At 49.1% G+C, this 18,194-nt stretch carries 17 protein-coding genes and 2 tRNA genes; 15 read left to right on the top strand and 4 right to left on the bottom strand.

Going from position 1 to position 18,194, the window contains the following annotated elements:
- The first annotated feature begins 4 nt into the window (after positions 1-4).
- Positions 5-1,177 (top strand): Obg family GTPase CgtA, encoded by a 1,173-nt coding sequence (cgtA, locus tag LVQ76_RS06805; protein WP_232864709.1) that lies wholly within the window; start codon positions 5-7, stop codon positions 1,175-1,177.
- A gap of 52 nt (positions 1,178-1,229) precedes the next feature.
- Here the strand turns inward: cgtA and pmrB are convergent, their stop codons facing one another.
- Genes pmrB through dacB form a run of 3 tightly spaced genes read right to left on the bottom strand, consistent with a single transcriptional unit; the run spans position 1,230 to position 4,384 of the window.
- A complete protein-coding gene (pmrB, locus tag LVQ76_RS06800) occupies positions 1,230-2,288 on the bottom strand; it encodes a two-component system sensor histidine kinase PmrB (protein ID WP_232864708.1) in 1,059 nt (352 codons plus the stop codon).
- Positions 2,285-2,947, bottom strand: a complete 663-nt coding sequence (gene pmrA / locus LVQ76_RS06795; RefSeq protein ID WP_232921271.1) for a two-component system response regulator PmrA — start codon at positions 2,945-2,947, stop codon at positions 2,285-2,287. Before pmrA ends, pmrB begins: the two co-directional genes overlap by 4 nt.
- Before the next feature lie 3 nt (positions 2,948-2,950).
- Entirely contained in the window at positions 2,951-4,384 is a 1,434-nt protein-coding gene (gene dacB, locus LVQ76_RS06790) for a serine-type D-Ala-D-Ala carboxypeptidase (protein ID WP_232864706.1), read from the bottom strand.
- A gap of 254 nt (positions 4,385-4,638) precedes the next feature.
- Between dacB and greA the strand changes: the two genes are divergently transcribed.
- A complete protein-coding gene (gene greA / locus LVQ76_RS06785) occupies positions 4,639-5,115 on the top strand; it encodes a transcription elongation factor GreA (protein ID WP_034459707.1) in 477 nt (158 codons plus the stop codon).
- Between the two features lie 106 nt (positions 5,116-5,221).
- Here greA and yhbY read toward each other — a convergent pair whose 3' ends face one another.
- Positions 5,222-5,515 (bottom strand): ribosome assembly RNA-binding protein YhbY, encoded by a 294-nt coding sequence (gene yhbY, locus LVQ76_RS06780; RefSeq protein ID WP_064514066.1) that lies wholly within the window; start codon positions 5,513-5,515, stop codon positions 5,222-5,224.
- 126 nt (positions 5,516-5,641) lie between these two features.
- Between yhbY and rlmE the strand changes: the two genes are divergently transcribed.
- The 13 genes from rlmE to rpsO all read left to right on the top strand — a co-directional run bounded on the left by rlmE (position 5,642) and on the right by rpsO (position 18,103).
- On the top strand, positions 5,642-6,271 hold the full coding sequence (gene rlmE, locus LVQ76_RS06775) for a 23S rRNA (uridine(2552)-2'-O)-methyltransferase RlmE (RefSeq protein ID WP_064514064.1): 630 nt from the start codon (positions 5,642-5,644) through the stop codon (positions 6,269-6,271).
- 56 nt (positions 6,272-6,327) lie between these two features.
- Positions 6,328-8,265, top strand: coding sequence for an ATP-dependent zinc metalloprotease FtsH (gene ftsH / locus LVQ76_RS06770; RefSeq protein WP_232864705.1), 1,938 nt, complete (start codon positions 6,328-6,330; stop codon positions 8,263-8,265).
- A gap of 99 nt (positions 8,266-8,364) precedes the next feature.
- Complete coding sequence (folP, locus tag LVQ76_RS06765) at positions 8,365-9,213, top strand: dihydropteroate synthase (protein ID WP_232864704.1); 849 nt, start codon at positions 8,365-8,367, stop codon at positions 9,211-9,213.
- Entirely contained in the window at positions 9,206-10,543 is a 1,338-nt protein-coding gene (gene glmM, locus LVQ76_RS06760; protein ID WP_034459694.1) for a phosphoglucosamine mutase, read from the top strand. The genes folP and glmM overlap by 8 nt, the downstream gene beginning before the upstream one ends.
- 234 nt (positions 10,544-10,777) lie before the next feature.
- Entirely contained in the window at positions 10,778-11,107 is a 330-nt protein-coding gene (gene secG, locus LVQ76_RS06755; protein ID WP_034459692.1) for a preprotein translocase subunit SecG, read from the top strand.
- A 45-nt stretch (positions 11,108-11,152) separates the two neighbouring features.
- Positions 11,153-11,239 (top strand) — tRNA-Leu (locus tag LVQ76_RS06750).
- Positions 11,240-11,299: 60 nt separating this feature from the next.
- Positions 11,300-11,376, top strand: a tRNA-Met gene (locus LVQ76_RS06745).
- A 210-nt stretch (positions 11,377-11,586) separates the two neighbouring features.
- Entirely contained in the window at positions 11,587-12,039 is a 453-nt protein-coding gene (rimP, locus tag LVQ76_RS06740; protein ID WP_151992992.1) for a ribosome maturation factor RimP, read from the top strand.
- A gap of 27 nt (positions 12,040-12,066) precedes the next feature.
- Positions 12,067-13,554 (top strand): transcription termination factor NusA, encoded by a 1,488-nt coding sequence (nusA, locus tag LVQ76_RS06735; RefSeq protein WP_064555429.1) that lies wholly within the window; start codon positions 12,067-12,069, stop codon positions 13,552-13,554.
- A 24-nt stretch (positions 13,555-13,578) separates the two neighbouring features.
- Positions 13,579-16,263, top strand: coding sequence for a translation initiation factor IF-2 (gene infB, locus LVQ76_RS06730; protein WP_232864703.1), 2,685 nt, complete (start codon positions 13,579-13,581; stop codon positions 16,261-16,263).
- Positions 16,264-16,331: 68 nt separating this feature from the next.
- A complete protein-coding gene (rbfA, locus tag LVQ76_RS06725; protein WP_034459684.1) occupies positions 16,332-16,736 on the top strand; it encodes a 30S ribosome-binding factor RbfA in 405 nt (134 codons plus the stop codon).
- The gene (gene truB / locus LVQ76_RS06720; protein WP_232921270.1) at positions 16,736-17,680 is read left to right on the top strand and encodes a tRNA pseudouridine(55) synthase TruB; all 945 of its coding nucleotides are present in this window, start codon (positions 16,736-16,738) and stop codon (positions 17,678-17,680) included. The genes rbfA and truB overlap by 1 nt, the downstream gene beginning before the upstream one ends.
- Before the next feature lie 153 nt (positions 17,681-17,833).
- Complete coding sequence (gene rpsO, locus LVQ76_RS06715; RefSeq protein WP_064514052.1) at positions 17,834-18,103, top strand: 30S ribosomal protein S15; 270 nt, start codon at positions 17,834-17,836, stop codon at positions 18,101-18,103.
- The last annotated feature ends 91 nt before the right edge of the window (positions 18,104-18,194 follow it).

Below are 18,194 nucleotides of genomic sequence, written 5' to 3'. Positions count from 1 at the left end.
TGAAATGAAGTTTGTTGATGAAGCAACGATCCTGGTCGTAGCAGGTGATGGCGGTAACGGCTGCGTTAGCTTCCGTCGTGAAAAATATATTCCCAGAGGTGGCCCGGACGGTGGTGATGGCGGTGATGGCGGTGATGTGTGGCTTGAGGCTGACGAAAACCTCAACACCCTTATCGACTATCGCTTTGAGAAATCTTTCCGCGCTGAACGTGGTCAAAATGGCCAGAGCCGTGACTGTACCGGTAAACGTGGTAAAGACATTACCGTTAAAGTCCCTGTAGGGACGCGTGTTATCGATCAAGGCACTGGCGAGACTATGGGTGACATGACCCTGCATGGTCAGAAGCTGATGGTTGCTAAAGGCGGCTGGCACGGTTTGGGTAATACCCGTTTCAAGTCATCTGTAAACCGTACACCACGCCAGAAAACCATGGGTACCCCAGGTGAGAAGCGTGATATCCAACTTGAGCTGCTGCTGCTGGCAGACGTGGGTATGCTTGGTTTGCCAAATGCGGGTAAATCTACCTTTATTCGTTCTGTCTCTGCGGCAAAACCAAAAGTAGCGGATTATCCGTTTACTACCCTGATCCCAAGCCTTGGCGTTGTCCGTATGGATAACGAGAAGAGCTTTGTGGTTGCCGATATTCCAGGGCTTATCGAAGGTGCAGCTGATGGCGCAGGCCTCGGCATCCGCTTCCTGAAACACCTTGAGCGTTGCCGCGTGTTATTGCACCTCATCGATATCGCACCAATTGACGAATCAGATCCGGTTGAAAATGGCCGAGTCATCATTGGTGAGTTGGAAAAATACAGCGAGAAACTTGCTGAGAAGCCACGCTGGTTGGTCTTCAACAAATGCGATTTGATGAGCAAAGAAGACGCCGAAGCGCGTGCAAAAGAAATTGCGACCGCAATGGGCTGGGAAGAGAAATACTACCTGATCTCTGCAGTTAACCGCGAAGGCGTTAACGCGCTGTGCTGGGATGTAATGGACTTCATCATTGCTAACCCGAAAATCACTGAGCTTCAGCCTGTTGCTCCTGAGAAAGTCGAGTTTATGTGGGATGATTATCATCAGCAGCAACTCGATGCAGTAGAAGCAGAAGAAGATGATGACTGGGATGACGATTGGGATGAAGATGACGACGAAGGTGTCGAGATCATCTACCAGAAATAAGACGTTATCTTTGAAGGGGCCGGAAATTTTCCGGCCTTTTTTTATTTGGGAGTCACTGGCTTTGCGCAGGGATCCAGCAGCTCGCCTGAAGACCAATCTCTTTAGGGCCACTCTCTAACGCTAATTTCCCATGATGTAGCTGAACGATACGCTGAACAATATTCAAACCTAAGCCACTGCCGCCATAACGTTGATCCATACGGCGGAAAGGATCGGTAATCGTCTGGCGATGTTCTTCGTCTATACCTGGCCCTTGATCGGACACCGCAAGTGTTGCGCCATTACCCTCAGCAGTTAATGACACCGTAATGTTACTTTTGACCGGGCTATAACGGGATGCGTTTTCCAGCAGGTTACGCAGCATCAGACGCAGTAGTACGGCATCCCCCTGAACGATGTTTTCACTTTCCTTTGGCCAGATGATCGATTGTTCACGCGAGGCGACCATTTCTTCCATTTCCATTTTGAGCGGCGAAATAATGTCGCGTTGCCAGTTCAGCGTATCGTAATGCCCACTCGCCAGAGCTTGCCCTGCACGCGAGAGCATTAGCAACTGCTCTATGGTATGCATCAGCTGATCTATTCGCTCCAACAGCATAGGAGCTTGCTGAACGCCTGAGTTTGCCATCAACTCAAGGTGCAGTCGAATGCCAGCCAATGGCGTACGAAGCTCGTGGGCAGCATCGGCAGTAAATAAGCGTTCTTGCTGAATAGTATGGTCAAGCCTTGCCAGCAATTGATTCAGTGAATTGGTGACGGCAACCATCTCTTCCATGTCTGAATACATTGGCAGAGGGGTAAGATTATCAGCGGAACGATTAGCAAGGCTGGTGCGCAGTCGATTCAATGGACGGGTAATCCAGGTGATCGCCCAGAAAGAGAAGAACAATGTGAAACCAATCATCACCAGAGAAGGAACCAGCAATGAAGCAATAGCTTCGCGGATCTCCTTCTCTACATGCTGATTTCGTGCCTTGGCGGACAGCGTTTCACTGACCAGGAAACTGATTTGCTCACGACTTTCATGCCATAACCAAATGACACTAATTAACTGGAAAAACAAAAGAATAAGAGCGAGAAGTATCATCAAACGCTGGCGCATGCTGTTCATGTTCGGCTCTCCAGTCGATAGCCAACACCACGCACGGTTTTTATTCTGTCTTTGCCTAGCTTGCGTCGAAGATTGTGGATATGCACTTCTAACGTATTTGAGCCAGGGTCATCCTGCCAACTGTAGATATCTTGTTGTAATGTTTCACGGTGCACCGTCTGCCCGATTCGCATCATCAATCGTGTGAGTAACGCGAACTCTTTTGGCGTGATTTCAACGGCCTGGTCTTGTAGAAGTACTTGCTGAGTCTGCAGGTTGAGTGTCAGATCATCATGCTGAAGAAGGTTATCGCTATGTCCTTGATAACGGCGAATCAATGCCCGCGTACGAGCTTGTAATTCAGCTAGAGCAAAGGGTTTGACCAGATAATCATCGGCACCAGAGTCCAGACCGTTAACTCGATCTTCAAGAGCGTCACGTGCTGTTAATATCAACACTGGTGTACTGATACTACGGCGTCGCCATTGCCTCAAAAGGGTGGCACCATCTTTGTCTGGTAGGCCAAGATCGAGGATGATCATGCCATATTCGCCACTTTCTATCAGTGCATCCGCTTCGGCGGCTGTCGTTGCACAATCGAGAGCATAACCCTCGTTGTTTAATGCCAGCACCAAGCCTTCCCGTAACAGTAAATCGTCTTCAACAATCAGCAGTTTCATAACTCAATTATTCTGGTAGATATCCTTATAGAGACGACTTTCAAAGCGCACTAATGGGATACGACGGTTACGTTGATCGGCAGGCTCAACAGCATAGCCTGACAAATATTGCACAAAGGCCATGCGCTGGCCGCTGGCAGTGGTGATAAATCCTGCAAGGTTATATACACCTTGCAGTGAGCCTGTCTTAGCCGAAACTTTGCCGTCAACACCCGCCTGATGTAGGCCTGCACGATACTGCAGCGAGCCGTCATAACCGGCCAACGGTAACATTGAGATAAAGTTAAGCTCAGTGTCATTCTGGGCGATGTATTGCAACACCTGCATCATGGTGGCGGGTGAAATCAGATTATGTCGAGACAACCCCGAACCATCTACCAGGATACTATTACCTAAATCGACACCCGCTTTTTGTCGCAGGATTTGTCGTACTGCGTCAGCACCTGAACGCCACGTCCCCGGGACGCCAAAACGGTTATGGCCGATGGTTCGAAAAACAGTATCGGCGATCATGTTGTCTGATTTCTTCAGCATTACCTTTAGCAAATCGTGCAGTGGTGCAGATTGCTTGCTGGCAATTACCGTTCCTGGGGTATTGGATTGCGTCTGACGCAATAAGGTCCCGCTGTAGCTTATCCCGGCCTCTTTCAGTTCGGCTTTCAAAATCGCGCCTGCGTAACTGGCTCCATCCTGTATTGCGAAGGCTAGCGGGAGGGGGTCTGCACGTTGTGTCATGCAGCCGGTAAGCGTAAAGCGATTCAGGTCGCCTGGCACCACATCCAGTTCACAATATTGTGCATCTGGTGAGCCTTTGGCGAGAGTTCTAACCTGGCTGAACATAACCACAGGATAGTAGGAAGCGATGCGGATGAAGGCTAAATCATCAGCTTTTGGGGCACTATAGAGCGAAACAGAAAAACAGTTTCGGTCGACAATTGCAGCAGCAGGCGGGGCGCTAAAACACTGAGTCATATCATTCCACGGCCAGCCAGGCGCTTTGTCATGACTGGCGAATATGGATGTGTCGATCAGTACATTACCCTGAATTTGCTGTACGCCTGATTTTTTCAGGACAGCGACCATATTGCGAATATCCTGACGTTTTAGCGTAGGATCGCCACCAAATCGGGCAATAAGGTCACCTTGTAATACACCGTTACTGACTTGTGCATTACTTTCAAGCGTGGTGTTAAACCTGAAATCTGGGCCCAATTGTAATAATGCTGCCAGAGCCGTGATGACTTTTTGGGTACTTGCGGGCAGCGCCATCTGTTGACTGTGATAGTCAATCAATGGGGCCGGCGCACCAATTTTTTGCACCATCAAAGCCAAGTTCGCGCCAGCGGGGAGCTGGGAAGTATAGTCTTCAACGTTGGCGGCCTGGACGGTAAACACCACAGCGCTGGTCAATCCAATGACAAATCTAAAAAATCGCATAATCTCGCGGTAACAACCTGGAAACGTATCGTCATACTACGGTGCATCGCAGTGCAAAGTAAACGATGACCCTTAGTGAACTCCAGGGTAAAATACAGGTCAATTTGGAAACCGTTCCTGACCTGGTGCTTTGCTCCGGGTCAGTTTTATTTTGCTTAGTGCCAGGGGTTTGGCTTATTTAAAGCAAACCAGGCTCTGGATTCAGGAATGCCGTTTGGTAATTCTGAACAGGAAAGTTTTGAAGAGGTATAACAATGCAACCTATTCCGATGACCCTACGTGGCGCAGAAAGATTACGTGAAGAGCTGGATTTCCTGAAGTCTGTGCGTCGCCCACAAATTATTGCCGCGATTGCTGATGCTCGCGAACATGGCGATCTGAAAGAAAACGCTGAGTACCATGCCGCACGTGAGCAACAGGGTTTTTGTGAAGGCCGTATCCAGGATATCGAAGCGAAGCTGTCCAACGCTCAGATTATCGATATCACCAAAATGCCAAACAATGGCCGTGTCATTTTTGGCGCGAGCGTTACGGTTTTGAATCTGGATAACGACGAAGAGCAGACTTATCGCATTGTTGGTGATGATGAAGCTGATTTTAAACAGAATCTTATTTCAGTGAACTCACCGATTGCTCGTGGCCTTGTGGGCAAAGAGCAGGAGGATGTTGTTGTTATCCGCACGCCGGGCGGTGATGTTGAGTTCGAGATACTAAAAGTGGAATATTTATAATATCTGCTACGCTTTTTTATAGCGTGGCGTATTGTAAAGAAAGGAAAAAGGCCGCACCGCGGCCTTTTATCAACTAACAGAGCGTGGCATTTTGCACACTCTCTGCTTATTTTGGCAGAGAAATTTTGCGCTCTTTAGACGCGCGATAGAGCACCAGCGTTTTACCGATAACCTGTACATTACAGGCGCCGGTTTCACGCACGATGGCATCCACGATCAAGGTTTTAGTTTCGCGATCTTCCGTTGCGATTTTCACCTTGATTAACTCATGATGTTCAAGCGCTTGTTCAATCTCGGCCAGTACCCCTTCGGTCAAACCGTTATTGCCAAGCATAACTACTGGCTTGAGCGGATGAGCAAGACCTTTCAGGTGCTGTTTTTGTTTAGTACTCAGATTCATCGTATTTTTTGCTTACGTTGGGATTGAAAACGGTTCATTCTACCGCCATATCTCCCGTATCGCCAATCGGCTGTGCTGATAACTCTTACAGCCTGCTATTCACGATGAACAAAGTTGGAATTTGAGATGACAGGTAAAAAGCGTTCTGCCAGCTCCAGTCGCTGGCTGCAGGAACACTTTAGCGATAAATATGTAATTCAGGCGCAGAAAAAAGGGTTACGCTCCCGTGCCTGGTTTAAACTTGATGAAATACAGCAAAGTGACAAACTTTTTAAGCCAGGAATGACTATTGTTGATCTTGGTGCTGCTCCCGGAGGTTGGTCACAGTATGTGGTGACTCAAATCGGGAATCAGGGGCGAATCATTGCTTGCGATCTTTTACCAATGGATCCTATCGTTGGTGTTGATTTCCTTCAGGGTGACTTTCGTGATGAACTAGTCGTGAAAGCTCTGTTGGATCGTGTTGGTGACAGTAAAGTTCAGGTTGTCATGTCAGATATGGCTCCAAATATGAGCGGGACACCGGCAGTTGATATTCCTCGGTCTATGTATTTAGTAGAGCTGGCACTGGAAATGTGTCGTGATGTTCTTGCACCGGGTGGTAGTTTTTTAGTGAAAGTGTTTCAGGGCGAAGGTTTCGATGAGTACCTGCGGGAAATTCGCTCCCTGTTTACGACAGTTAAAGTTCGTAAACCGGACTCTTCTCGTGCCCGCTCACGTGAAGTGTACATTGTAGCGACTGGGCGAAAAGTATAGTCCCCTGACGCTGTTTGTTAACACAGTTGTAATATGAGGTTAATCCCTTGAGTGACATGGCGAAAAACCTAATACTCTGGCTGGTCATCGCGGTTGTGCTGATGTCTGTGTTCCAGAGCTTTGGGCCCAGCGAGTCAAACGGCCGTAGGGTGGATTACTCCACTTTCCTGTCTGAAGTAAATCAAGACCAGGTTCGCGAAGCGAGTATCAATGGACGTGAAATCAAAGTTACCAAGAAAGATAGTAACCGATACACGACTTACATCCCCGTTAACGATCCTAAGCTGCTTGATAATCTGCTGACCAAAAATGTGAAAGTAGTAGGCGAACCGCCTGAAGAGCCAAGCCTGCTGGCTTCTATTTTCATCTCCTGGTTCCCAATGCTATTGCTGATAGGGGTCTGGATCTTCTTTATGCGTCAAATGCAGGGCGGCGGTGGCAAAGGTGCCATGTCGTTCGGTAAGAGCAAGGCGCGTATGCTCACCGAAGACCAAATTAAGACCACTTTTGCTGACGTTGCTGGTTGTGACGAAGCAAAAGAAGAGGTTGCTGAGCTGGTTGAGTACCTTCGTGAGCCAAGCCGTTTCCAGAAACTGGGCGGTAAAATCCCGAAAGGTGTGCTGATGGTTGGCCCTCCGGGTACCGGTAAAACCTTGCTGGCGAAAGCCATTGCAGGCGAAGCGAAAGTACCATTCTTTACCATTTCCGGTTCTGACTTTGTTGAAATGTTCGTGGGCGTGGGTGCATCTCGTGTTCGTGACATGTTTGAACAAGCTAAGAAAGCGGCACCATGCATCATCTTCATCGATGAAATCGACGCCGTAGGCCGTCAGCGTGGCGCGGGTCTTGGTGGTGGTCACGATGAGCGTGAACAGACACTGAACCAGATGCTGGTTGAAATGGATGGATTCGAAGGTAACGAAGGTATCATCGTTATCGCTGCGACTAACCGTCCAGACGTACTTGACCCAGCGTTGCTGCGTCCAGGCCGTTTTGACCGTCAGGTTGTTGTTGGCCTGCCAGACGTGCGTGGTCGTGAGCAAATCCTGAAGGTGCATAGCCGCCGTGTGCCACTGGCTCCAGATGTCGATCCAGCAATCATTGCACGTGGTACTCCAGGCTTCTCCGGTGCAGATCTTGCAAACCTGGTGAACGAAGCTGCTCTGTTTGCTGCCCGTGGCAACAAGCGTGTGGTTTCCATGGTTGAATTCGAAAAAGCGAAAGACAAAATTATGATGGGTGCGGAACGTCGCTCCATGGTGATGACTGAAGCGCAAAAAGAATCCACCGCATACCACGAAGCGGGTCACGCAATTATTGGTCGCCTGGTTCCAGAGCATGATCCTGTGCATAAAGTAACTATCATTCCGCGCGGTCGTGCGCTGGGTGTGACGTTCTTCCTGCCAGAAGGTGATGCAATCAGTGCCAGCCGTCAGAAACTTGAAAGCCAGATTTCTACGCTGTACGGTGGTCGTCTTGCTGAAGAAATTATTTACGGTGCTGAGCATGTTTCTACCGGTGCGTCTAACGACATCAAAGTAGCAACATCTATCGCTCGTAACATGGTCACCCAATGGGGCTTCTCTGAGAAACTCGGTCCGTTGCTATATGCGGAAGAGGACGGTGAAGTGTTCCTGGGCCGCTCCGTGGCGAAAGCAAAACATATGTCCGATGAAACTGCACGTATCATCGATCAGGAAGTGAAGCTGTTGATTGAGCGTAATTACGCTCGTGCTCGTCAGCTCCTGAATGAAAATATGGATATTCTTCACACCATGAAAGACGCACTGATGAAGTATGAAACCATCGATGCGCCACAGATTGATGATCTGATGAATCGTCGTGATGTGCGTCCGCCAGCGGGCTGGGAAGAATCAAATAACGGCAACAACAATTCTGATAACAATGGTACACCACGAGCACCGCGTCCGGTCGACGAACCGCGTACGCCAAATCCTGGTAATACTATGTCAGAGCAGTTGGGCGATAAATAAGTCGTCTCTGCCGGATGTTACTGCAGTAATCTATAAAACCCTGGGCTTGTCCCGGGGTTTTTGTTTTTGTCTTAACCAAAGTCTATGCAGGGAATTTTGATGAAACTCACCGCTCAGGGCACTACGCTCGATCTTTCTCATCCTCATATCATGGGTATTTTGAACGTCACGCCAGACTCTTTTTCCGATGGTGGAAAGCACAATTCGTTAGTGGAAGCCTTAAAACACGCTAACGCGATGATTAACGCTGGTGCGACGATTATTGATATTGGTGGTGAGTCGACGCGCCCAGGGGCGGCTGACGTGAGTGTAGATGAGGAGCTGTCGCGTGTGATTCCGGTCGTTGAAGCAATTGCACAGCGCTTTGAGATCTGGATTTCAGTCGATACCTCCAAACCTGAAGTGATTCGCGAAGCAGCACGGGTTGGGGCACATATCATCAACGATATTCGCTCGTTGCAAGAACCTGGCGCGCTTGAAGCAGCCGCTGAAACTGGTTTGCCCGTTTGCCTGATGCACATGCAGGGCGAACCTAAGAATATGCAGCAGGCTCCGCGTTACGATGATGTTTTTGCAGATGTGAATCGCTTTTTTATCGACCAAATAGCACGCTGTGAAGCGGCGGGCATCGCAAAAGAAAAATTGTTGCTCGACCCCGGCTTCGGTTTCGGTAAAAATCTGACCCACAATTATCAACTTTTAGCCCGACTTTCCGAATTCCATCACTTTGGCTTACCGCTATTGGTGGGGATGTCGCGTAAATCAATGGTTGGCCAACTGCTCAATGTCGGGCCGGATCAACGCCTGAGTGGCAGTATTGCGTGTGCAGTCATTTCTGCGATGCAAGGGGCTAATATCATTCGAGTTCACGATGTAAAAGAGTCAGTCGAAGCGATGCGCGTGGTGGAAGCCACACTTTCAGCGAAGGAAAAAAAACGCTATGAGTAACCGTAAATATTTTGGCACAGATGGCATCCGCGGTCGTGTAGGCGATTCCCCGATTACCCCTGACTTTGTGCTGAAGCTCGGCTGGGCTGCGGGTAAAGTATTAGCACGCCACGGCTCGCGTAAGATTATTATCGGCAAAGATACTCGTATCTCAGGTTACATGCTGGAATCTGCTCTCGAAGCGGGCCTCGCTGCTGCGGGTTTGTCTGCTTCATTCACCGGTCCGATGCCAACGCCTGCTGTTGCTTATCTGACCCGTGCATTCCGTGCCGAAGCAGGGATCGTTATCTCTGCATCGCATAACCCGTTCTATGATAACGGGATCAAATTCTTCTCAATCGACGGCACAAAACTGCCGGATGAAGTTGAAGAAGCCATTGAAGCGGAAATGGAAAAAGAGATCACCTGTGTTGATTCTGCGGAACTGGGCAAAGCCAGCCGTATTGTTGATGCGGCTGGTCGCTATATCGAATTCTGCAAAGGCACATTCCCAAATGAGTTAAGTCTCAGCAGCCTCAAAATTGTTGTCGATTGCGCCAATGGAGCGACTTATCACATCGCGCCAAATGTGCTGCGTGAGCTGGGTGCTACGGTCATTACCGTGGGTTGTGAACCGAACGGCGTCAACATCAACGAAAAATGTGGTGCCACTGACGTGCGTATGCTGCAAGAGCGCGTGCTGGCTGAGAAAGCTGACATTGGTATTGCACTGGATGGTGATGGCGACCGTGTCATCATGGTCGACAACCTGGGCCATAAAGTTGATGGCGACCAGATCCTCTACATCATTGCTCGCGAAGGGCTTCGTCAGGGCCAACTGCGCGGCGGTGCCGTTGGTACACTGATGAGCAATATGGGTCTGGAGCTGGCGTTGAAACAGCTGGGTATTCCGTTTGCTCGTGCAAAAGTGGGCGACCGCTATGTGCTGGAAAAACTACAGGAAAAAGGCTGGAGAATTGGTGCTGAAAACTCAGGCCATGTGATCTTGTTGGACAAAACCACCACTGGTGACGGTATCGTTGCAGGTTTGCAAGTACTTACCGCTATGGTGCGTAACCATATGAGCCTTCATGACTTGTGTAGCGGAATGAAATTATTCCCACAGGTTTTGGTTAACGTACGCTTTACTGCGGGCAGTGGCGATCCGCTTGAGCACGACACCGTGAAAAAAGTGACCGCTGAAGTTGAAGAAGCACTGGGTAACCGTGGTCGTGTGCTACTGCGTAAATCGGGAACTGAGCCTTTAATCCGTGTGATGGTAGAAGGTGAAGATGAAGCGCTGGTTATTGAGTATGCCAACCGCATCGCTGATGCCGTAAAAGCGGTTTAATTTATTATCGCTATGGTTGTGTAAAAAGGCGGCACTTGCCGCCTTTTTTATAAACAAATCCAAATGTATTGCTGTTTTTTTCTCCAGTCAGTGAAATGTGAATAAATTGCCCTTGCGCGTGACCCCGGCTTTGGTTAGTATTCTCACCCGCTTCAGTGGGTAAACTTAAACGTATCCGCTTGACTGGTTTGAAGCTTTGGTATGCGGTAATACCGCAAGGAACAGGTTGATAATATGTACGAAGCTCTTTTAGTTGTTTTCCTTATTGTAGCCCTGGGCCTTGTAGGTCTTATCATGCTGCAACAAGGTAAAGGCGCTGATATGGGAGCCTCCTTCGGAGCAGGCGCTTCCGCTACGCTGTTCGGTTCAAGTGGTTCTGGTAATTTCATGACCCGCATGACCGCTGTGTTAGCAACGCTGTTCTTTATCATCAGCCTGGTACTGGGTAACCTCAATACCAACAAAACCGATAAAGGAAGTGTGTGGGATAATTTAACTCAGCCAACAAAAACTGAGTCACAGCCAGCGGCACCTACCAAGCCGAGCAGCGATATCCCGCAGTAAGTAGTAAGCTTCAATACGGTAAGAAGTGATTACCGTGTTCAAAGTGCCGAGGTGGTGGAATTGGTAGACACGCTACCTTGAGGTGGTAGTGCCCGATTGGGCTTACGGGTTCAAGTCCCGTCCTCGGTACCAAAATATCTGCATTTCTTGCATTTTATGCAATATCGGCGTAATATTTGCCACGTTTTCGGACGCGGGGTGGAGCAGCCTGGTAGCTCGTCGGGCTCATAACCCGAAGGTCGTCAGTTCAAATCTGGCCCCCGCAACCACTTTCCCTGAGAGTTCTTTTTCAAATATACTGTGAACACCAGATGGTGCCTCGCGAAGAATTTAGAAAAAAATTCTCCTGGATATTGTCCGAGCCGCATTCGCGGTGTACAGGGTTCAGTTATATAAAGCCTCGATTTATCGGGGTTTTTTGTTATCTGACTTTAGAATAACTGGGCTATATGCCCTTTTTTTATTTCTTGGGGGTGGGCTTGTCCACATTAGAGCAAAAATTAACAGAGATGATTTCAGCACCGGTCGAGGCGCTGGGCTATGAATTGGTAGGAATCGAATTTGTTCGAGGTCGCCAATCCACGCTGCGCATCTATATTGATAGTGAAGATGGCATCAATGTTGATGATTGTGCTGATGTCAGTCACCAGGTAAGTGCAGTTATGGATGTCGAAGACCCAATCACTGTGGCTTACAACCTGGAAGTTTCCTCACCAGGCCTTGATCGCCCGATGTTTACCGCCGAGCATTACGTCCGTTTTACCGGTGAAGAAGTAAGCATTGTATTGCGAATGGCCGTGCAAAACCGTCGTAAATGGCAGGGTATTATTAAAGCCGTAGAAGGTGAGATGATCACGGTTACGGTGGAAGGCAAAGATGAAGTGTTCGCGCTGAGCAACATCCAGAAAGCGAACCTGGTACCCCACTTTTAATAGTTTGGATTGAGGTGAAAACCCAGGATGAACAAAGAAATTTTGGCTGTTGTAGAAGCAGTTTCCAACGAAAAATCACTGCCGCGTGAGAAGATTTTCGAAGCGCTGGAAAGTGCACTGGCAACAGCGACCAAGAAAAAATACGAACAAGAGATTGATGTGCGCGTTAGCATCGATCGTAAAAGTGGTGACTTTGATACTTTCCGCCGTTGGGTCATTGTAGAAGAAGTTACTCAACCTACGCGTGAAATCACTCTTGATGCAGCTCAATTCGAAGATCCAGAGCTGAATGTTGGCGGATATGTTGAAGATCAGATTGAATCTGTAACCTTTGACCGTATCACTACTCAAACTGCAAAACAGGTTATCGTACAAAAAGTACGTGAAGCTGAACGTGCAATGGTGGTTGATCAGTTCCGCGAGCACGAAGGTGAAATCATCACCGGTGTGGTGAAGAAAGTTAACCGTGACAACATCTCTCTTGATCTCGGTAGCAACGCTGAAGCTGTAATTCTTCGCGAAGATATGCTGCCACGTGAAAACTTCCGCCCAGGTGACCGTATTCGCGGTGTGCTTTATGCTGTGCGTCCGGAAGCTCGTGGTGCTCAACTGTTTGTTAGCCGTTCCAAGCCAGAAATGCTGATCGAATTGTTCCGCATTGAAGTGCCGGAAATTGGCGAAGAAGTTATTGAAATCAAAGCCGCTGCTCGTGATCCTGGTTCTCGTGCGAAAATCGCCGTGAAAACCAACGACAAGCGTATCGACCCAGTAGGTGCTTGTGTTGGCATGCGCGGTGCGCGTGTTCAGGCAGTTTCTACTGAACTGGGCGGTGAGCGTATTGATATCGTGCTGTGGGACGATAACCCGGCACAATTCGTTATCAATGCTATGGCTCCGGCTGACGTGGCTTCCATTGTTGTTGACGAAGACAAACATACAATGGATATCGCGGTAGAGGCAGGCAATCTGGCACAAGCAATCGGTCGTAACGGACAAAACGTTCGTCTGGCTGCACAGCTGAGCGGCTGGGAACTCAACGTTATGACTGTTGATGACCTGCAAGCCAAGCATCAGGCTGAAGCACATGCTGCCATTGATACCTTTACCAAATACCTCGAGATCGACGAGGATTTTGCCACTGTATTGGTAGAAGAAGGCTTCTCCACCCTCGAAGAGTTGGCATACGTGCCGATGAAAGAGCTGCTGGAAATTGACGGCCTTGATGAAGATACAGTGGAAGCATTACGTGATCGCGCCAAAAACGCCCTCACCACACTGGCATTGGCGCAGGAAGAAAGCCTGGGCGATAACAAACCTCAAGAGGATCTGCTGAACCTCGAAGGTATGGATCGCAACCTGGCCTTTAAACTCGCTTCGCGCGGTGTGAGCTCGCTGGAAGATTTGGCTGAGCAAGGTGTCGACGATCTGTCAGATATTGAAGGTTTAACCAACGAGAAAGCCGGGGAATTGATTATGGCTGCTCGCAATATCTGCTGGTTTGGCGGCGAAGCGTAATAAACTGTAGCAGGAAGGAACAGCATGACAGATGTAACCGTAAAAGCGCTGGCCGCAGAGATTCAGACCTCCGTGGACCGCCTGGTACAGCAATTTGCTGATGCAGGGATCCCTAAGGCTGCTGATGATTCTGTCTCGGCCCAGGAAAAACAGACATTACTGGCGCACCTGAATCGTGAACACGGTTCTGCGCCAGATAAGTTGACATTACAGCGCAAAACGCGCAGTACTTTAAACATTCCAGGTACCGGTGGGAAAAGTAAATCGGTACAAATCGAAGTCCGCAAGAAGCGCACCTTTGTGAAACGTGATCCGCAAGAGACAGAACGTCTTGCCGCGGAAGAACAGGCGCAGCGTGAAGCGGAAGAGCAAGCCCAACGTGAGGCGCAGGAAGCTGCCAATCGTCAGGCGCAAGAAAAAGCTAAACGTGAAGCTGAAGATAAAGCTAAGCGTGAAGCCGCTGATAAAGCGAAACGTGAAGCTGCGGAAAAAGACAAAGTGAGCAATCAACAAGACGATATGACGAAAAGCGCCCAGGCAGATAAAGCCCGTCGCGAAGCTGAAGCTGCAGAGCTTAAGCGCAAAGCTGAAGAAGAAGCCCGTCGCAAATTAGAAGAAGACGCCCGTCGTGTAGCTGAAGAGGCCCGTAAAATGGCTGAAGCTAACGCAGGTGTATGGACGGAAGAAGAGAAAGTGGAAGACGACAAATCTGATTACCATGTAACCACTTCTCAACACGCTCGCCAGGCTGAAGACGAAAACGACCGCGAAGTTGAAGCTGGCCGTACTCGTGCTCGTACTGCGACAACTAAAGCACCACGCCAGAAGAAAGGCGGCAAACACGGCGAGTCTAAAGCTGACCGTGAAGAAGCGCGTGCTGCAGTTCGTGGTGGTAAAGGCAAGCGTAAACCAAGTTCTCTGCAGCAAGGCTTCAACAAGCCTGCGCAGGCAGTTAACCGTGACGTCGTTATCGGCGAAACAGTGACTGTTGCAGAACTGGCTAACAAAATGGCTGTTAAAGGCTCTCAGGTCATCAAAGCGATGATGAAACTGGGTGCTATGGCGACCATTAACCAGGTCATCGACCAGGAAACCGCACAGCTGGTTGCCGAAGAGATGGGCCACAAAGTTATCCTGCGTCGTGAAAACGAGCTGGAAGAAGCGCTGATGAGCGACCGTGACACTGACGCAGTTGCTGAGTCACGTGCTCCAGTTGTTACCATCATGGGTCACGTTGACCACGGTAAAACTTCCCTGCTCGACTACATTCGTTCTACTAAAGTAGCGTCTGGCGAAGCGGGTGGTATTACCCAGCACATCGGTGCATACCACGTAGAAACTGACAACGGTATGGTTACCTTCCTGGATACCCCGGGACACGCAGCGTTTACTTCTATGCGTGCTCGTGGTGCTCAGGCGACGGATATCGTTGTTCTGGTTGTTGCTGCAGACGATGGCGTAATGCCACAAACTATCGAAGCTATCCAGCACGCGAAAGCGGCGCAGGTGCCGGTAGTCGTTGCGGTGAACAAAATCGATAAGCCAGAAGCTGATCCAGACCGCGTTAAGCAGGAACTGTCTCAGTACGGCATCATGCCAGAAGAGTGGGGCGGTGAAAGCCAGTTCATCCACGTATCTGCTAAAGCAGGTACTGGTATTGACGAACTTCTGAACGCAATCCTGCTGCAAGCTGAAGTTCTCGAACTGAAAGCAATGCGTGATGGTATGGCGAGCGGTGTAGTTATCGAATCCTTCCTGGATAAAGGTCGTGGCCCGGTAGCAACTGTTCTGGTTCGTGAAGGTTCGCTGAACAAAGGCGACATCGTTCTTTGTGGCTTCGAATATGGCCGTGTTCGTGCAATGCGTGACGAAATGGGGCGTGAAGTTACTGAAGCGGGTCCGTCTATTCCTGTTGAAATCCTTGGTCTGTCTGGTGTTCCGGCAGCGGGTGATGAAGTAACAGTTGTTCGTGACGAGAAAAAAGCTCGTGAAGTTGCTCTGTATCGTCAGGGTAAATTCCGCGAAGTTAAACTGGCTCGCCAGCAGAAATCTAAACTGGAAAACATGTTCGCCAACATGACCGAAGGCGAAGTGTCTGAAGTTAACGTTGTGCTGAAAGCGGACGTTCAGGGTTCTGTTGAAGCGATCAGCGATTCCCTGCTGAAACTGTCTACTGATGAAGTTAAAGTTAAAATCATCGGTTCCGGTGTTGGTGGTATCACTGAGACTGACGCAACGCTTGCTGCAGCTTCTAACGCTATTCTGGTTGGCTTCAACGTTCGTGCTGATGCATCTGCACGCCGCGTTATCGAGTCAGAAAGCCTGGATCTGCGTTACTACTCCGTCATCTACCATTTGATTGACGAAGTTAAAGCAGCAATGAGCGGCATGCTGTCTCCGGAACTGAAACAACAGATCCTCGGCCTGGCCGAAGTTCGCGACGTGTTCAAATCACCGAAATTTGGCGCAATCGCAGGTTGTATGGTTACCGAAGGTGTGGTCAAACGTCACAACCCAATCCGTGTTCTGCGCGACAACGTTGTTATCTATGAAGGCGAGCTGGAATCCCTGCGCCGCTTCAAAGATGACGCTAACGAAGTTCGTAATGGTATGGAATGTGGTATCGGCGTGAAGAACTACAACGATGTGCGTGTTGGTGATGTGATCGAAGTATTCGAAATCATCGAAATCCAACGTACCATCGCCTGATATCAGCCGGGTACATAGCTAATATCTTTAGGGGGCCGAGCGCCCCCTGATTTTATGGAGAATTTATTATGGCGAAAGAATTTGGTCGCCCACAGCGTGTTTCCCAGGAATTGCAGAAAGAGATCGCAATCATCCTGCAGCGTGAAATTAAAGACCCGCGTCTGGGCATGATGACCACCGTTTCTGGTGTCGAAGTGTCACGCGATCTGGCTTATGCCAAAGTGTTTGTAACCTTCCTGAACGATAAAGACGAACAAGCAGTGAAAGAAGGCATCAAGGTTTTACAGGATGCTTCTGGCTACATTCGTTCTTTGCTGGGCAAAGCAATGCGCCTGCGTATCGTGCCTGAACTGACTTTCTTCTACGATAACTCGTTGGTTGAAGGTATGCGCATGTCGAATCTGGTATCTAACGTCATTAGAAACGATGATGAGCGCCGTGTAAACGATACGGATGACAGCAAGGAGGATTAATGAGTCGTCCTCGTCGTCGTGGTCGTGATATCCACGGAGTACTATTGTTAGATAAACCTCAGGGTTTATCTTCGAACGATGCATTGCAGAAAGTGAAGCGTATTTATAACGCTAACCGTGCCGGCCATACCGGAGCGCTTGACCCACTTGCAACTGGCATGCTGCCAATTTGCCTCGGTGAAGCGACAAAGTTCTCGCGTTATCTGCTCGACTCCGATAAGCGTTATCGTGTTATTGCCCGCCTTGGGCAGCGTACTGATACTTCTGATGCTGATGGCACAATCGTTCAGGAGCGTCCGGTAACCTTTACCGAGCAAGAGTTGGCGCAAGCGTTAGATAGCTTTCGTGGTGAAACGCAGCAAGTTCCATCGATGTACTCCGCACTGAAATATCAAGGCAAGCCACTTTATGAGTATGCGCGCCAGGGTATCGAAGTGCCGCGTGAAGCGCGGTCTATCACGGTTTACGAACTTCTGTTTATTCGCCATGAAGGCAATGAACTTGAGTTGGAAATTCACTGTTCTAAGGGAACATACATCCGGACCATCACTGATGATTTAGGTGAAAAACTCGGTTGTGGTGCTCATGTGACTTTCCTGCGCCGTCTTGCGGTGAGCAAGTATCCTGTTGAACGCATGGTGACACTTGAGCAATTGCATGCATTGCTTGAGCAAGCACAAGCGCAAGAAATTGAGCCATCGGTGCTGTTAGATCCATTATTGATGCCAATGGATAGTCCGGCTTCAGACTTCCCAATCGTGAATTTATTACCTGCTGTTGCGGGTTACTTCAAGAATGGGCAGCCGGTGCAAGTGGCAGGTAGCCCAGTAGAAGGGCTAGTCCGCGTCACCGAAGGTGATGAAGGCAAATTTATCGGCATGGCCGAAATTGATGATGATGGACGCGTAGCGCCTCGTCGTCTGGTTGTTGAGTATCCGCTCTGACACCTGGAGTTGCCTTGCGATAAGAGGTGGCTACAGGTAAAATGGCGCGGCTTAACTTTCATACCTTTGTTTAACATTGTTGTGAAAGTGCACTGGGGTTGCTGAATTAGAGATCGGCACTCTATCTTTTTATCTATAATTTTGGAGTTTAAAATGTCTCTAAGCGTTGAAGCTAAAGCAAAAATCGTTTCCGAGTTCGGTCGTGGTTCTAACGACAGCGGTTCTACCGAAGTTCAGGTTGCACTGCTGACTGCTCAGATCAACCATCTGCAGGGTCACTTCTCTGAGCACAAAAAAGATCACCACAGCCGTCGTGGTCTGCTGCGTATGGTTTCTCAGCGTCGTAAACTGCTCGACTACCTGAAGCGTAAAGATGTAGCACGTTACACCAGCCTGATCGAGCGTCTGGGTCTGCGTCGCTAAGTCTTGCGAGTTTCAGAAAAAGGGGCCTTTTAAGGCCCCTTTTTTCAACCAGATGGCAGCAATTCTATGGAAACTAATGTATTGTTGCAGT

The sequence above is a fragment of the Buttiauxella cochleicola genome, from assembly GCF_021283185.1.
Classification (GTDB): Bacteria; Pseudomonadota; Gammaproteobacteria; order Enterobacterales; family Enterobacteriaceae; genus Buttiauxella; species Buttiauxella massiliensis.
The sequence above is the reverse complement of the archived record's forward strand: the minus strand, read 5'-3'. Positions and strand labels throughout refer to the sequence as shown.

What these genes read in the sequence shown, in the direction of transcription:
- pmrB (WP_232864708.1), bottom strand. Translation starts at nt 2,288, where the DNA reads ATGAACAGCATGCGCCAGCGTTTGATGATACTTCTCGCTCTTATTCTT.
- secG (WP_034459692.1), top strand. Translation starts at nt 10,778, where the DNA reads ATGTACGAAGCTCTTTTAGTTGTTTTCCTTATTGTAGCCCTGGGCCTT.
- rbfA (WP_034459684.1), top strand. Translation starts at nt 16,332, where the DNA reads ATGGCGAAAGAATTTGGTCGCCCACAGCGTGTTTCCCAGGAATTGCAG.
- greA (WP_034459707.1), top strand. Translation starts at nt 4,639, where the DNA reads ATGCAACCTATTCCGATGACCCTACGTGGCGCAGAAAGATTACGTGAA.
- rpsO (WP_064514052.1), top strand. Translation starts at nt 17,834, where the DNA reads ATGTCTCTAAGCGTTGAAGCTAAAGCAAAAATCGTTTCCGAGTTCGGT.
- cgtA (WP_232864709.1), top strand. Translation starts at nt 5, where the DNA reads ATGAAGTTTGTTGATGAAGCAACGATCCTGGTCGTAGCAGGTGATGGC.
- pmrA (WP_232921271.1), bottom strand. Translation starts at nt 2,947, where the DNA reads ATGAAACTGCTGATTGTTGAAGACGATTTACTGTTACGGGAAGGCTTG.
- folP (WP_232864704.1), top strand. Translation starts at nt 8,365, where the DNA reads ATGAAACTCACCGCTCAGGGCACTACGCTCGATCTTTCTCATCCTCAT.
- infB (WP_232864703.1), top strand. Translation starts at nt 13,579, where the DNA reads ATGACAGATGTAACCGTAAAAGCGCTGGCCGCAGAGATTCAGACCTCC.
- ftsH (WP_232864705.1), top strand. Translation starts at nt 6,328, where the DNA reads ATGGCGAAAAACCTAATACTCTGGCTGGTCATCGCGGTTGTGCTGATG.
- rlmE (WP_064514064.1), top strand. Translation starts at nt 5,642, where the DNA reads ATGACAGGTAAAAAGCGTTCTGCCAGCTCCAGTCGCTGGCTGCAGGAA.
- glmM (WP_034459694.1), top strand. Translation starts at nt 9,206, where the DNA reads ATGAGTAACCGTAAATATTTTGGCACAGATGGCATCCGCGGTCGTGTA.
- nusA (WP_064555429.1), top strand. Translation starts at nt 12,067, where the DNA reads ATGAACAAAGAAATTTTGGCTGTTGTAGAAGCAGTTTCCAACGAAAAA.
- truB (WP_232921270.1), top strand. Translation starts at nt 16,736, where the DNA reads ATGAGTCGTCCTCGTCGTCGTGGTCGTGATATCCACGGAGTACTATTG.
- dacB (WP_232864706.1), bottom strand. Translation starts at nt 4,384, where the DNA reads ATGCGATTTTTTAGATTTGTCATTGGATTGACCAGCGCTGTGGTGTTT.
- yhbY (WP_064514066.1), bottom strand. Translation starts at nt 5,515, where the DNA reads ATGAATCTGAGTACTAAACAAAAACAGCACCTGAAAGGTCTTGCTCAT.